General features: G+C 51.6%; 10 protein-coding genes. All 10 read right to left on the bottom strand.

The window, feature by feature from the left end:
* Positions 1 to 54: 54 nt before the first annotated feature.
* The gene (ligA, locus tag E4K71_RS13015; protein WP_206201908.1) at positions 55 to 2,145 is read right to left on the bottom strand and encodes an NAD-dependent DNA ligase LigA; all 2,091 of its coding nucleotides are present in this window, start codon (positions 2,143 to 2,145) and stop codon (positions 55 to 57) included.
* An 89-nt stretch (positions 2,146 to 2,234) separates the two neighbouring features.
* Positions 2,235 to 3,899: a DNA repair protein RecN gene (gene recN, locus E4K71_RS13010; protein ID WP_135080235.1), complete on the bottom strand. Its 1,665-nt coding sequence runs from the start codon at positions 3,897 to 3,899 to the stop codon at positions 2,235 to 2,237.
* 12 nt (positions 3,900 to 3,911) lie between these two features.
* Positions 3,912 to 4,850 carry an outer membrane protein assembly factor BamD gene (locus tag E4K71_RS13005; protein WP_135080233.1) on the bottom strand — a complete coding sequence of 313 codons (939 nt, stop codon included), beginning with the start codon at positions 4,848 to 4,850 and terminating at the stop codon, positions 3,912 to 3,914.
* A 143-nt stretch (positions 4,851 to 4,993) separates the two neighbouring features.
* On the bottom strand, positions 4,994 to 5,944 hold the full coding sequence (lpxC, locus tag E4K71_RS13000; RefSeq protein ID WP_135080231.1) for a UDP-3-O-acyl-N-acetylglucosamine deacetylase: 951 nt from the start codon (positions 5,942 to 5,944) through the stop codon (positions 4,994 to 4,996).
* A gap of 255 nt (positions 5,945 to 6,199) precedes the next feature.
* Positions 6,200 to 7,831, bottom strand: coding sequence for a cell division protein FtsZ (gene ftsZ, locus E4K71_RS12995; RefSeq protein WP_135080229.1), 1,632 nt, complete (start codon positions 7,829 to 7,831; stop codon positions 6,200 to 6,202).
* Positions 7,832 to 7,960: 129 nt separating this feature from the next.
* Positions 7,961 to 9,211 carry a cell division protein FtsA gene (gene ftsA / locus E4K71_RS12990; RefSeq protein ID WP_240796806.1) on the bottom strand — a complete coding sequence of 417 codons (1,251 nt, stop codon included), beginning with the start codon at positions 9,209 to 9,211 and terminating at the stop codon, positions 7,961 to 7,963.
* Positions 9,212 to 9,260: 49 nt separating this feature from the next.
* Positions 9,261 to 10,082 (bottom strand): cell division protein FtsQ/DivIB, encoded by an 822-nt coding sequence (locus E4K71_RS12985; protein WP_135080225.1) that lies wholly within the window; start codon positions 10,080 to 10,082, stop codon positions 9,261 to 9,263.
* Positions 10,070 to 10,981, bottom strand: coding sequence for a D-alanine--D-alanine ligase (locus E4K71_RS12980; RefSeq protein ID WP_135080223.1), 912 nt, complete (start codon positions 10,979 to 10,981; stop codon positions 10,070 to 10,072). The genes E4K71_RS12985 and E4K71_RS12980 overlap by 13 nt, the downstream gene beginning before the upstream one ends.
* Complete coding sequence (gene murB, locus E4K71_RS12975) at positions 10,978 to 11,910, bottom strand: UDP-N-acetylmuramate dehydrogenase (RefSeq protein WP_135080221.1); 933 nt, start codon at positions 11,908 to 11,910, stop codon at positions 10,978 to 10,980. Before murB ends, E4K71_RS12980 begins: the two co-directional genes overlap by 4 nt.
* A gap of 5 nt (positions 11,911 to 11,915) precedes the next feature.
* The gene (gene murC, locus E4K71_RS12970; protein ID WP_135080219.1) at positions 11,916 to 13,325 is read right to left on the bottom strand and encodes a UDP-N-acetylmuramate--L-alanine ligase; all 1,410 of its coding nucleotides are present in this window, start codon (positions 13,323 to 13,325) and stop codon (positions 11,916 to 11,918) included.
* Positions 13,326 to 13,327: the final 2 nt, after the last annotated feature.

Raw genomic sequence — 13,327 nt, 5'->3', positions numbered from 1 at the left:
TAGGAAAAGATATGTGTAAAAGAGTCGCGAATCCTCACCCATTTGGGTGAGAGGTTACAAGTTTGATGTTAAATTATGCCAATCTTCTTCGCTTAATACGCTTACGCCCAGGTCTTGTGCTTTTTTCAGCTTTGAGCCAGCACTCTCGCCGGCGACCACATAATCCGTTTTTTTAGAGACGGATCCTGAAACTTTTGCCCCCAGACTTTCAGCTTTTGCTTTTGCTTCTGAACGGGTCATCGTTACCAGGGTTCCGGTAAAGACCACGGTTTTTCCCGCGACTGGACTATCATCAGTTTGGGGGGCGACGAAATCTTCGATGTTCAGCTGTTCATGAAGGTCTGTCATGACCTCACGGTTATGGTCTTCTTCAAAGAAATCAATCAAATCCTGAGCCATGGCCTCTCCAATACCGTCAATGGCGATCAGGTCCTGATAGGCCGTGCTTTCTTTATCCTGTGCAGCAATCATGGCATCTTGCCATGTGGTAAAGCTGAGATAGTTTTTCGCCAGCGTTTTGGCTGTGGCTTGTCCAACCTGACGGATGCCTAAAGCATAGATGAAGCGGTCCAGCCCAATGGTACGGCGTTCTTCAATGGAGGTTTTGAGGTTTGCAATGGATTTTTCTTTCCAGCCTTCCCATTTGGCGATGGTGTCTTCATGATCGCTAAGGCGGAAAATGTCAGCAGGGGTTTTGACAAGTCCTTTTTCCCAGAATTTTTCAATATTCTTGGCCCCAACGCCATCCATATCAAAGGCATTGCGCGAGACAAAATGTTTCAGCCGCTCTACAGCCTGTGCCCCGCAGACCAATCCGCCTGTACAGCGATAATCCACTTCGCCTTCTTCGCGGGTGGCATGGCTGTCACAAATGGGGCATTTTTCTTCGAATATGTAAGGGGTGCTCTCATCCGGGCGTTTGCTTTTGACCACTTCCACCACTTGTGGGATGACGTCACCGGCCCGCTGGATCATGACGGTGTCGCCCACACGCACGTCAAGGCGTTCAATCTCATCAGCATTATGCAGTGTGGCGTTGGAAACAACCACACCGCCCACAGTGACGGGTTTCAGGCGGGCCACGGGGGTCAGCTTGCCTGTTCGACCTACCTGTACGTCAATGGCCTCCAGCAGGGTCTGGGCTTTCTCAGCCGGGAATTTATGGGCAATGGCCCAACGTGGGCTGCGCGTCACCATCCCCAGACGTTCCTGCCAGTCCAAACGGTTGACCTTATACACCACCCCGTCGATATCGTAAGATAGTTCAGGGCGGTCTTCATTGATCTGGTTATAAAGTGCCATGATCTCATCCAGACTGGCACAGGTCTTGGTCAGCGGGTTGACCGGAAAGCCCCAGTCTTTGAACTTTTCAATCACACTCATCTGGCTATCTGCTACGGGAACACTGAGTTCTCCCCAGGCATAGGCGAAGATGCGCAACGGGCGCTTGGCGGTAATGGACGTATCCAGTTGACGAAGCGAGCCTGCGGCCGCATTGCGCGGGTTGGCAAAGACTTTGGCTCCAGCTGCTTCTTGCTGGCGATTTAATTCTTCGAACTCATCTTTCGCCATATAAATTTCCCCCCGGATTTCGACGATATCCGGTGCATCATCGGGCAGGTTGAGTGGGATTTCTTTCATGGTCAGGACATTTTGAGTGACATCTTCGCCAACGGCGCCATCGCCACGGGTGACAGCATGTTTGAAGCGCCCCTTTTCATAGCGTAGCGAAATAGAGAGCCCGTCGATTTTCGGTTCGGCCACAATGTCAACCTGCTCACCCTCGCCCAGACCAAGAAAACGGCGCACGCGGTCGATAAAATCCTGCACATCATCCTGGTTAAAGGCATTGCCAAGCGATAACATAGGCACCGCATGGGTGATCTTGGAAAAGGCGGACTGCACAGGGGTACCGACCTTATCTGTTGGGCTGTCTTTGCGTTTCAGGTGCGGAAACTTTTCTTCGATTGCCATATTGCGTTGGCGCAAGGCGTCATAGTCCGCATCACTGATTTTAGGCGTATCTTCCTGATAATAGGCTTTATCATGGGCCGCAATTTCCTGAGCCAGAGCCTTAAGCTCGGTATAAGCATCAAATTCGGTCAGGTCTTCAACAGGAAGGGTGCGTAAAGATTGGATCGCCATGGGTTTTGCCTTAATCGTCATCCTCGCAGATGCGGGGATCTCTTGTATGGTTCGGAAGGTCCCCGCATCTGCGAGGACGATATGTTGGTCTATACTGCATTCAGCAGCGTATCGGCTGCGGCGCGGGCCTCAAGGGTGATTTGTTCACCGGAAATCATGCGGGCGATTTCTTCGGTGCGTTCTTCATCATCCAGTGGGCGAATGGTCGATGTGACCCGGCCGCCATGTTCGGCTTTGGAAACGCGCAAGTGATGATTGCCCCGTGCCCCGACTTGTGGGGAGTGGGTGACGACGAGGACTTGAACATCCTGAGCCAGCTTGCCCAGACGTTCCCCCACCGCAGCAGCTGTTGCCCCGCCAATGCCGGCATCAACCTCGTCAAACACAAGGGTCGGGATGGGATCGGCTGCGGCCAGAACTACTTTTAAGGCGAGCATGAAACGCGATAGTTCCCCGCCGGAAGCGACCTTGGCAATAGGGCCAAGGGGGGCGCCGGGGTTCGTGGAAATTTCAAAGGCGATCTTGTCACAGCCTGTTTCATTCCAGTCGGCCTGGTCCAGTTTTTCAATGGTTGTACCGAAAGTGGCCCCGCCCAGTTTAAGCGGGGAAAGTTCTCCATTCACTGCCCCGTCCAGTTTTTGGGCAACAGCGCGACGTTGATCACCCAGTTTGGTGGCAATGTCAGTGAAATTGTTGCGGGCCTGTTGTTCTTTTTCACGCAACTCACGTAGTGCGCTGTCGCCTGCTTCCACCGCATTGAGTTGAGCTTCGAATTTATCTTTTAAGCTGGGGAGTTCCGTAACAGGTACATCATGTTTACGGGCTGCGGCGCGCAAGGCAAACAGGCGTTCTTCCACAGCTTCCAGATGGCGGGGGTCAAGATCGACGTCATTGCTGGCGCGTTCCAGGGCCTGAATCCCCATGGAGGTATATTCTGACGCTTTGTCCAGAACTTCGATCACTTCGTCCAGTTTTCCTTCCGCCTTTTCAGAAATGCGTTCCAGATGACGAAGCGCATTGCGCATCATGGTCTCCACACCTTTATTGGCGGTCAGGTCGCCATGGGCTTGTTTCAGACCTTCCAGCAGCTTTTCACCATGCATCATCATTTGACGCTGGGCGGCTAAATCCTCTTCTTCGCCTTCTTGTGGAGCAAGGGCGGACAGTTCTTCGACCATATGGCGCAGGTATTCTTCATCTGCGCGCGCTTTTTCAAGGGCGGCTTCGGCCTCAAGACGTTCTTTTTCCAGTTTTTGCCAAGTCCGAAAGGCGGATTTCGTCTGCGCTGCCAGCGTTGTCAAGTTGCCAAAGGCATCCAGAAGACCACGGTGTGTGACAGGGTTCAGCAAGCCCTGTGTATCAAATTGACCATGAATTTCCACAAGCGCCCGACCGGCCTGTTTGAGCAGGGAGACACTGACAGGCTGATCATTGATATAGGCCCGTGAGCGCCCATCGGCATTGACCACACGGCGCAGCACCAAGGTATCTTCGGGTTCAATGTCTTGTTCTTCCAGCAAGGTCCAGAACGGGTGATTATGGGGAAGGTCAAATTCGGCACTGACACTGCCCTTCTCACTGCCATGACGGACAAGACCACTGTCGGCCCGTGCACCCAAGGCAAGGCCGAGACTGTCAAGCAAGATGGATTTACCGGCCCCTGTTTCCCCGGTCAGGACACACAGGCCGTTTTTGAAATCCACATTCAGTTTGTCGATGAGAACGATGTCGCGAATGCTAAGACGGTGAAGCATCGGTAATGCCCATTAATCCCAGAAGTTATACCAAGGTTTCTCTTCTTTGACGGGCTGTTCGCCTTGTTCATCAGCCGGGCGCAAGTCTTCAGCCTTTTGTCCGTCCTGTTCTTCCAGAACTTCCAGTGCATCTTTCTTTTCAAAGGGCCAGTACCAGCTCGGCTCTTCCTTATCCTTGATGCGTTTGCGCTCTACAATCTGATAGGTGTCCACATACCATTCAGAACCGGGGAAGTTATGGCCAAGTACGGCAGCCGTACGTCGGGCTTCATCATCCAGACCCAGTTGCAGGTAACATTCAATCATGCGATGCAGGGCTTCTGGCACATGTGTCGTCGTATCGTATTTCTGTACCACGGTTTTGAAACGGGCAAGGGCGGCAATACATTGGTTACGCGATGTATAATAGCGCCCAATCTCCATTTCCTTGCCTGCCAGATGATCAAAAGTCAGATCAAGTTTCAGGCGCGCATCACGGGCATATTTGCTGGTGGGATAGCGTTTGATCAGCTCGCGGAAAGACTTTTGCGCCAAGTCCGTCATCATTTGGTCACGGCCTACATCTGAAATCTGTTCATAATAGGACAGGCCCTTCAGATAAGTGGCATAAGGCACATCTTTGTTGGAGGGGTGCAATTGGATGAAGCGGTCAAGGGCGATGACGGCTTCGTCGTATTTCTCATTTTCATAATGGGAATAAGCTGCCATCAACTGGGATTTGGTTGCCCAGATGGAATAGGGGTGCTGACGTTCAACTTCATCAAACTTTTTTGCAGCCTCTTCAAATTCACCAGCCAGCATTTTGTTGTGGGCATCGTTATAAAGCTGTTCGACCGGGCTTTCTGTATATTCGTCCTGTTCTTTCTGGGGGCTGGAACAGGCGCTAAGAACAGCAGCCACCAATAGGGGGGCAGCCAGATGAAGGACGGATTTTTTCTTAATCAGTTTCATTGAAGTTCTGTCAGTCTCAATATGAACGTGTTAGGGCTGACTATATCAATTTTTTGGCTTTTGTCTCTATGCAAATCTAATAAAATTTAAGGCATAAACAAAAATAACCCCGCAAAATGAATGCGGGGCTACGACTTTATGGATTAGGCCGATTTTGCGACTTTGCGCTGTTCGCTGTAAGCGGCGTTCAAATCATCAGCTGTCATTGGCACGATGGACCAGGCATCCTGATTTGCCATCAGGGCGTGAAGCAGCTGGTTGTTCAGGTAGTGGCCGGAACAAATGCCTGTGTAGCGGCCAATGATCGGCAGACCAGCCAGAGAGATGTCACCGACGGCATCCAGAATTTTGTGACGGACAAATTCATTGTCAAAACGAAGGCCACCTTCGTTCATGACCCCATCTGCACTCACCACAACCGCATTGTCAAGTGAACCGCCACGGGCCAGACCATTGGCCCGCATATATTCAACTTCCTGCAGGCGGCAGAAAGTGCGTGCACGGGAAAGTTCTTCTTTAAAAATGCCACGGCCCATGTGAACGGTCTGTTGTTGCTGGGCGATGGTCGGGTCATCAAAATCAATTGTGAAATCAAAGATGCTGCCTTCACAAGGCTGGAAGCCGGCAAAACGGCCTTTGTCTTCAACGCTGACAGGTTTTTCAATACGAATGGCTTTGCGCGGCGCATCCAGTTCTTTCACGCCGGCACATTCAATCAGGAACACAAACGGGGCCGAACTACCATCCATGACAGGCATTTCCGGGCCATTGATTTCAACCAGCAGATTGTCAATGCCGCAGCCTGCCAGTGCAGCCATCAGATGTTCAATAGTCGCAACACTGATACCATCAGCGTTGCCAATTTTTGTACAAAGCGTGGTTTCAATCACATTGTCGTAAGTCGCTTTGATCTCAGCGCCTTTACCAGCAATATCAACACGTTTGAATACCACCCCGCTATCGGCTTGGGCAGGTTTCAGGGTAATGGAGACTTTTTCACCAGAATGCAGGGCAATGCCGGAACAGTTAATCGCTGTCTTGAGGGTTTTTTGACGAAGGGCCGTTGTTGCGTTCTGGTTTTTAATATTTGTCATAACGTCTCTGTCACCTGTTTGTTTAAGGGAAAACCCTTATCTCTAATTTTCTAGGATGCATTATTACGCGCTTCATAGACAGAACTCAAATCAACCTTTGTTACGTTTTGTTACAAGCGTAATAGTATGTAAGTTATTAATAAAAAAGCCGATTTCATGGATCGCACAAAAATGTGTTTCACCAAGAAATCGGCTTTCAAGTCACGTTGTTTGAACGGTGTGACCCGTTCAGGTCTGAAAAGGCAGATTCAGACCTTAGTTTGCTTGGCGACGCAAGAACGCCGGAATGTCAAGCAAATCATCTTCACCGGCATGCTGAGATGTCACCGGGCGGTCTGCCGGGGAAATGTCCAGACTTGGCTGCGACATTTCATGAATTTCAGCACTTGGTGCTTCCTTGGGTTTCGGGGCACGGGAGAAACCTGTAATGCGGCCAAACAGGCCCCCGGCAGGCTTTTCTTCTTCAATCGGTTGTTCCGCTAGATTGTGTTCAACAGCTTCTTCAACCTTTTTGGCAAAAGGGCTTGTAGCAATCATAGGCTCGTCAGCCGCAGGTGCTTGGACGGCTGCTGGCGGGATATAAGGTGTACGTGCTTCTTGCTGGGGCATTTCAGCGGCTTGCGGTTCGCGCAATGTATTCTGGATACGTCGGCTGACCTGTTCTGCCATTGTTGCCGGGTTCGGTTGCTGGGCAACAGGTTGTTCAACAGGCTGGGCAACGGCTTGGGGCTGGTTTACAGGCTGTGCAACAGACTGCATGGACAGAACGCGTGAGGCCACGTTTGTTGCTGCTGTTTCCGCTTGTCCCATAGGTGCCGGTGCCGGTGCGGGTGCCGGTTTTGGGGCCATTTGCGGTTTTACCATGTCAGAAGCCACATCAAGAACACGCGGCTGCGGGTTTTCAGCTTCGATCACATCAATGCCAGTTGCCACAACGGACACACGCATTTTACCTGACAGGGTTTCATCCAATGTTGTCCCGAAGATGATGTTGGCATCAGAGTCAACTTCTTCACGGATACGGTTGGCTGCTTCGTCAACTTCAAAGAGCGAGATATCCATGCCGCCTGTGATGTTGATGAGAACGCCTTTGGCCCCTTTCATGGAGCTATCATCCAGAAGCGGGTTGGAAATGGCAGCTTCGGCAGCTTCGGTTGCACGACGCTCGCCTTCGGCTTCGCCTGTACCCATCATGGCCTTGCCCATTTCCATCATCACGGTTTTGATGTCAGAAAAGTCAAGGTTGATCATGCCGGGGCGAACCATCAGGTCAGTCACACCGCGAACACCGGAATGCAGCACTTCATCAGCCATTTGGAAGGCTTCTGCAAATGTTGTGTTTTCCGTTGCGATACGGAACAAATTCTGGTTCGGGATCACGATCAGTGTATCCACATATTTTTGCATTTCCGAAATGCCGGCTTCGGCCAAACGCATGCGGTGCACACCTTCAAACTGGAAGGGTTTTGTGACAACACCTACCGTCAGGATGCCAGCTTCACGTGCGGCGTGTGCAATCACAGGGGCTGCGCCTGTGCCTGTACCGCCGCCCATGCCAGCGGTGATGAAGACCATGTTGGAGCCTGCAATCTGCTGCATGATGTCATCAATAGATTCAAGTGCAGCATCGCGACCAACATCAGGTTTAGAGCCTGCACCCAGACCGGATGTCAGCTGTGCACCCAACTGGATGCGATGATCGGATTTGGATTGGGTCAGTGCTTGTGCATCTGTGTTGGCAACAACGAATTCAACCCCTTCAAGTGCGGATTGGATCATGTTGTTGACAGCGTTACCGCCTGCACCGCCGACACCGATGACGGAAATGCGCGGTCCTGTCTGGACCGGGGCCGGATGATTTTCCGGCGCTTGGAAGTTGATAGCCATATCTATCTGCCCTTTCGACTTAACAACGTGTGACTTGCCTTGTTATCGTTCTGACTATTTCCGTCTTATTCATGTCGGTTAATAGCCGTTATTGTAGTTTACTCTTAAAATCCTAAACAAATTCTAAACTTAAAAATTTTGTTTAAACCAATGCCCAAATTTTCCAAAAAGACTATTTGGGTCTGGCCCGGATTGGGGGGAGCCTGTCGGCCATACCCCTTGTTTCTCAAATGCATATTTTAAGAGACCGACGCAGGTGGAAAACTCCGGTCCGCTTGTTGCGTCTGCCAAGCCCTGTAAATGGTGGGGGCGGGCCAGACGAATACGTTTACTGAGCACGCGTGACGCCAGTTCCGGTACACCACGCAATTGCGAAGCCCCGCCTGTTAGGACAACCTGACGGCCAATAGCCTTGTCAAAACCGGAATGTTCCAGACGTTCGCGCACCAGCTCAAATGTTTCTTCAAGGCGCGGCTGGATGATACTGACGAGTGTGGAACGGGATTCCGTTGTTCCTTCGGCATCATCTTCTTCCCCAAGAACAGGGACACGCAAAATTTCATGATCATCACTGGGCGCAGGCAGGCAGCTGCCGAATTTTGTTTTCATGCGTTCAGCATGGGCCACAGGGGTGTTTAGCCCGCGTGAAATATCGTTAGTGACTTGGGATCCACCCACAGCGATACTGTCCACATAGACCAAGGACCCGTCAATAAAGACTGCCAGGTCTGTGGTGCCGCCGCCCATATCCACAACGCAGCAGCCCAAATTCATTTCATCTTCCACCAGACAGCCCAGACCTGTGGCATAAGAAGATACCACTTCTTCTTCCACACTTAAGTGACAGCGTTCCAGACAGGTTTTGAGGTTTTGAACGGTGGAGGAATTAGCTGAAACCAAATTCATGCGTACACTTAAACGATCCCCGGCCATGCCACGCGGGTCGCGCACACCGCTTTCACCATTGATGCTGAATTCTGTTGGCAGGGTGTGCAGCAACACATGGTCTTTTGGCAGCTGGCCTTGGCTACGTGCCTGTGAAAACAGGCGCATGATGTCCAAACCTTCGATCTTTTGGGTATGAACGTTGGTTTCCACGTCATGCAGTGTGGCAGCAGGATGACCACCGGATAGGGAAACAATCACACTGTCAATGGTATCATCGGCCATTTCTTCGGCGACATGAACGGCAGAGCGAATGGATTTTTCAGCCGCTTCCATATCTACAATGACACCACGGCGCAGGCCGTTGGCGATTTGGTGGGACAGGCCGACGATTTCGATGTTTTGATCTTTTTGGGCACGCGCAACGAAGCAGGACACCTTGGTGGTGCCAATATCCAGGGCGGCAATCAGGCCATTTCTGGTTTTCTTCGTCACGGTTTTCATTCCAATTTCAAAACATGGGGCTGAATTTTGACAGCAGCCTTTATGTATCTTGCCCCATAAGTGGTTTACGAATCGTTTCCAAACCTTCAATTTTCACTAAAATTCGATCGGGCAGTCTCATATCGACGCTTTGCAGATTCTTGGCAAAAATTTCGTGTTGTTTATTGTAAATCGCCAGACGAGACCAGGCTTTTTCCGGGTGATCTTCCGGCAGGCGGATAAAAATGCCGTTTTCCATGGCAATGTCCCAGCGACGCTCAGAAACACGCACGGCAGCTTTGACCTTTTTGTTTAATTCCGGTTCTGAACGCAGGATGGCGAGGACCTGCTGGGCATGGGGGGGTGCCCCTTTGCCAACCACCAGCGGCAGGTGAGAAAAGACCTTGATGTCATCGCCGCCTGTCAGGATCACTTCCCCGTCTTTGTTGATAAGAGAGAAGGTCCCATCATGTTGCCACATGGCTGTAGGGCGGTGCTCATTCAGTTTGATATGGATCACATCAGGCAGCTGGCGTTCAACCGAAGCGGTTGCCACCCAGGGCAGGGCCTCGACGCGTTGGCGCAAGATCACGGGGTCGACTTTCAGGATGGGCTGGTCAATGTTGAGATTGACTACGGCACGCAAATCTTCTGCCGGGGTGTTTTCACGGCCCTCGACCAAAACGTCTTTCAGGATAAAGCCGCTGTCGGCGCTGGCTGTGACAGCGGCGGTTTCCATGCGCAGGGTGGCGAAGTCAGCCATACCTGTCTTGACAGCATAGATCATTAAGATCGCTGTGACCCCCATGGCAGTGGCAAAGGCCATGGGGCGAAAGAGTGGTTTTTTCCAGAATGGTTTGCGTTTGACGCTTAACTGTCGCATTGGGCTTCCTCCACCATCCAGGCAACCAGTTTCGGGAAGGAAATCCCAGCCGCTGCGGCCTGTTCAGGTACCAATGAGGTTGGGGTCATACCTGGTTGGGTGTTGACTTCCAGAATATAAAGTTCACCCTTTTCCTCGTCATAACGGAAATCTGCACGCGAGACACCGCGACAGCCCAATGTGTTATGGGCCAGTTCTGAGAGTTCTTTGACGCGCTTTTCAATATCTGCCGGAATTTTGGCAGGGACTTCATGCCAGGACCCGCCATCGGCATATTTGGCGTCATAATCATAAAATTTATGGTCCGTGCCGATTTCTGTAACACCCAAGGCACCCTTATCGCCCATGACGGCGACAGTCAGTTCACGCCCGGCGATAAATTGTTCAACCATGACTTCTTCGCCATAAGGCCAATCATCATGGGAAAAGGGTGGCTCGTCACCTTCAAAGACCACTTTCACACCAACGCTGGAGCCTTCATTGGAGGGCTTGATGACATAGGGGCGTTCCATCACATCACCTGCGAGCACATCATCGCGCTTTGCCATAATATGTTTCGCACATGGAATGCCGACTTGTTCAAACAGGCGCTTGGCCATGGGTTTGTCCATTGCCATGGCAGATGCCATGACACCGGAATGGGTGTAGGGGATATTGATGATATTGAGGAAACCCTGAATGCAGCCATCTTCGCCATAAGGGCCGTGCAGCGCATTAAAGATGACATCCGGTTTGGGATAAAGACGGGTGAGCAAGGTGCCCATATCACGCTGGATATCAACCGTGGTCACGCTGTAGCCTGCTTCTTGCAAACCTTTGGCGCAAGCGGCCCCACTCACCAGTGATACTTCGCGCTCAGAGGACCATCCGCCCATGAGGACAGCAACATGTGTGGTCATGCGTCTTCTCCTTTTTCCAGTCCAATCCGTTTAATTTCCCATCGCAGTTCAACACCGCTGGTCTCTTTTACTCGTTGGCGTACTTCTTCGCCCAAGCCTTCCAGGTCCGCCGCTGTGGCGTCCCCTGTGTTGAGCAGGAAATTACAATGTTGTTCAGAAACCTGTGCCCCGCCACGTTTCAGCCCGCGACATCCCGCGGCATCAATGAGTTGCCATGCCTTGTGCCCTTCGGGGTTGGCAAAGGTCGACCCGCCTGTTCGGGAACGGATCGGTTGGCTATCGCCGCGTGCGTTTTGAATTTTCTGCATTTCAGTGGCGATGGTCTCTTGATCCACCGGGGTACCTTTCAGGCGGGCAGACAGGAAGGTCCAGTCACTGCCCAAATCACAATGACGATAGCCATATCCCAACTCATCCAGTGTGAGGGTTTGAACTTCGCCCTCTGGTGAAATGACGGTTGTGTCAATCAGCACGTCTTTCATCTCCCGACCATAAGCACCTGCGTTCATGCGTAATGCACCGCCTATTGTGCCGGGAATACCACTAAGAAATTCTAAACCGCCCAAAGAATTATCATGGGCGACTTTGGCGACATTGCCATCCAGGGCCCCCGCCCCGGCAATCACCATGTCACCTTGAACGGTAATTTCTGCAAAATTGCGCCCCAGACGCACCACCACACCGGGGATGCCGCCATCGCGCACCAGCAGGTTGGACCCAACCCCGATAAAGGTTAGCGGCACATCGGCAGGCTTATTGGTAATGAAATAAGCAAGGTCATGGGCATCTTCGGGGCGAAACATGACTTCGGCCGGACCGCCGACGCGGAACCAGGTAATCTTATCCAAAGGCGCATTGGCGCTTATGCGGCCACGCACGGCGGGCAGCTTGTCCAATAATCCTTCTTTGAATGTGATCCCTGTATTCACGTCACTTATCCTTCTTTAACTTTGCTCAGTTGATCGGGCAGGGCGTAAGCCCAGGCTGAAATACTGCCTGCCCCACAGCAGACCACATAATCACCGGGGCTGGCGATGTCGTTGATCACACCAGCTAAGGCATCTTGATTTTCAAGGGCGATGACATGGCGATGCCCGTGGGAAATCAGGCTTTCAGCTAGATTATCCTTATCAATGCCTTCAATGGGCTGTTCACCTGCTTCAAACACATCGGCAACGATCACGGTATCGGCATCGTTAAAACAGGTGGAGAATTCTTCAAACAAGTCACGCAGGCGGGTATAGCGATGTGGCTGAACCACGGCGTGAACCTTGCCTCGGCCTGCGCCACGTGCAGCAGACAGAACAGAGGAAATTTCAACCGGGTGGTGGGCATAATCATCAATGATAGTGATGCCATCAACTTCGCCAGTTTTTGTAAAGCGACGTTTCACCCCACCAAAGGCAGAAAGACCTTTGCGGATGGTGGCATCACTCATGCCCAGTTCCAAACCAACACAAATGGCCGCCAGTGAGTTTTTCACATTATGTTCACCCAGCATGGGGAAGTGCAGACCTTCGATGACACGTTCCTCTTCACCACGGCGGTTAATCACAATATCAAAACGCGCCCCGTCGGCACCCATATCCACATTTTGGGCACGTACTTCGGCCTGTGGAGAATAGCCATAAGTCACGATGCGGCGATCAGAGACACGTGGGATCATGGCTTGAACTTCAGCATGATCAATGCACAGGGCGGCAAAACCATAAAAGGGAATGTTCTGCACAAAGGTATCGAAAGCGGCACGTAGCGTGTCAAAATCACCATAGTGATCAAGGTGTTCCGGGTCGATATTGGTCACAACGGCACAGGCCGCTGGCAGTTTGATGAAAGTCCCGTCAGACTCATCAGCTTCGGCCACCAGCCAGTCGCCATCGCCTAACCTTGCGTTTGTCCCGTATGCATTGATGATCCCACCGTTAATGACCGTTGGGTCCATTTCAGCGGCGTCTAACAAGGTGGCGATGATGGTTGTGGTTGTTGTTTTTCCATGTGTCCCACCCACAGCGATAGAGGCTTTCAGGCGCATGAGTTCTGCCAGCATTTCCGCACGGCGTACCACCGGAATATGATTATGACGCGCAAAGATCACTTCGGGGTTATCGGGCTTGACCGCAGAAGAAATTACGACGACCTGCGCATCGGTGGCGTTTTCTTCGGCATGACCCACAAAGACCTTGATGCCAAGATCGCGCAAACGCTGCACATTGGCATTGTCATTCAGATCACTACCTTGAACAGAATAGCCAAGGTTATGGAGAATTTCGGCAATACCACTCATACCGATCCCGCCGATACCGACGAAATGAAGGGTGCCAATGGAAAGGGGTAAAGACTTCATGG

The sequence above is a fragment of the Terasakiella sp. SH-1 genome (assembly GCF_004564135.1).
GTDB lineage: Bacteria > Pseudomonadota > Alphaproteobacteria > Rhodospirillales > Terasakiellaceae > Terasakiella.
The sequence above is the reverse complement of the archived record's forward strand: the minus strand, read 5'-3'. Positions and strand labels throughout refer to the sequence as shown.

Excerpts from the sequence above, each read along its gene's own strand:
- ligA (WP_206201908.1), bottom strand. The coding sequence starts at position 2,145 with ATGGCGATCCAATCTTTACGCACCCTTCCTGTTGAAGACCTGACCGAA.
- recN (WP_135080235.1), bottom strand. The coding sequence starts at position 3,899 with ATGCTTCACCGTCTTAGCATTCGCGACATCGTTCTCATCGACAAACTG.
- E4K71_RS13005 (WP_135080233.1), bottom strand. The coding sequence starts at position 4,850 with ATGAAACTGATTAAGAAAAAATCCGTCCTTCATCTGGCTGCCCCCCTA.
- lpxC (WP_135080231.1), bottom strand. The coding sequence starts at position 5,944 with ATGACAAATATTAAAAACCAGAACGCAACAACGGCCCTTCGTCAAAAA.
- ftsZ (WP_135080229.1), bottom strand. The coding sequence starts at position 7,831 with ATGGCTATCAACTTCCAAGCGCCGGAAAATCATCCGGCCCCGGTCCAG.
- E4K71_RS12985 (WP_135080225.1), bottom strand. The coding sequence starts at position 10,082 with ATGCGACAGTTAAGCGTCAAACGCAAACCATTCTGGAAAAAACCACTC.
- E4K71_RS12980 (WP_135080223.1), bottom strand. The coding sequence starts at position 10,981 with ATGACCACACATGTTGCTGTCCTCATGGGCGGATGGTCCTCTGAGCGC.
- murC (WP_135080219.1), bottom strand. The coding sequence starts at position 13,325 with ATGAAGTCTTTACCCCTTTCCATTGGCACCCTTCATTTCGTCGGTATC.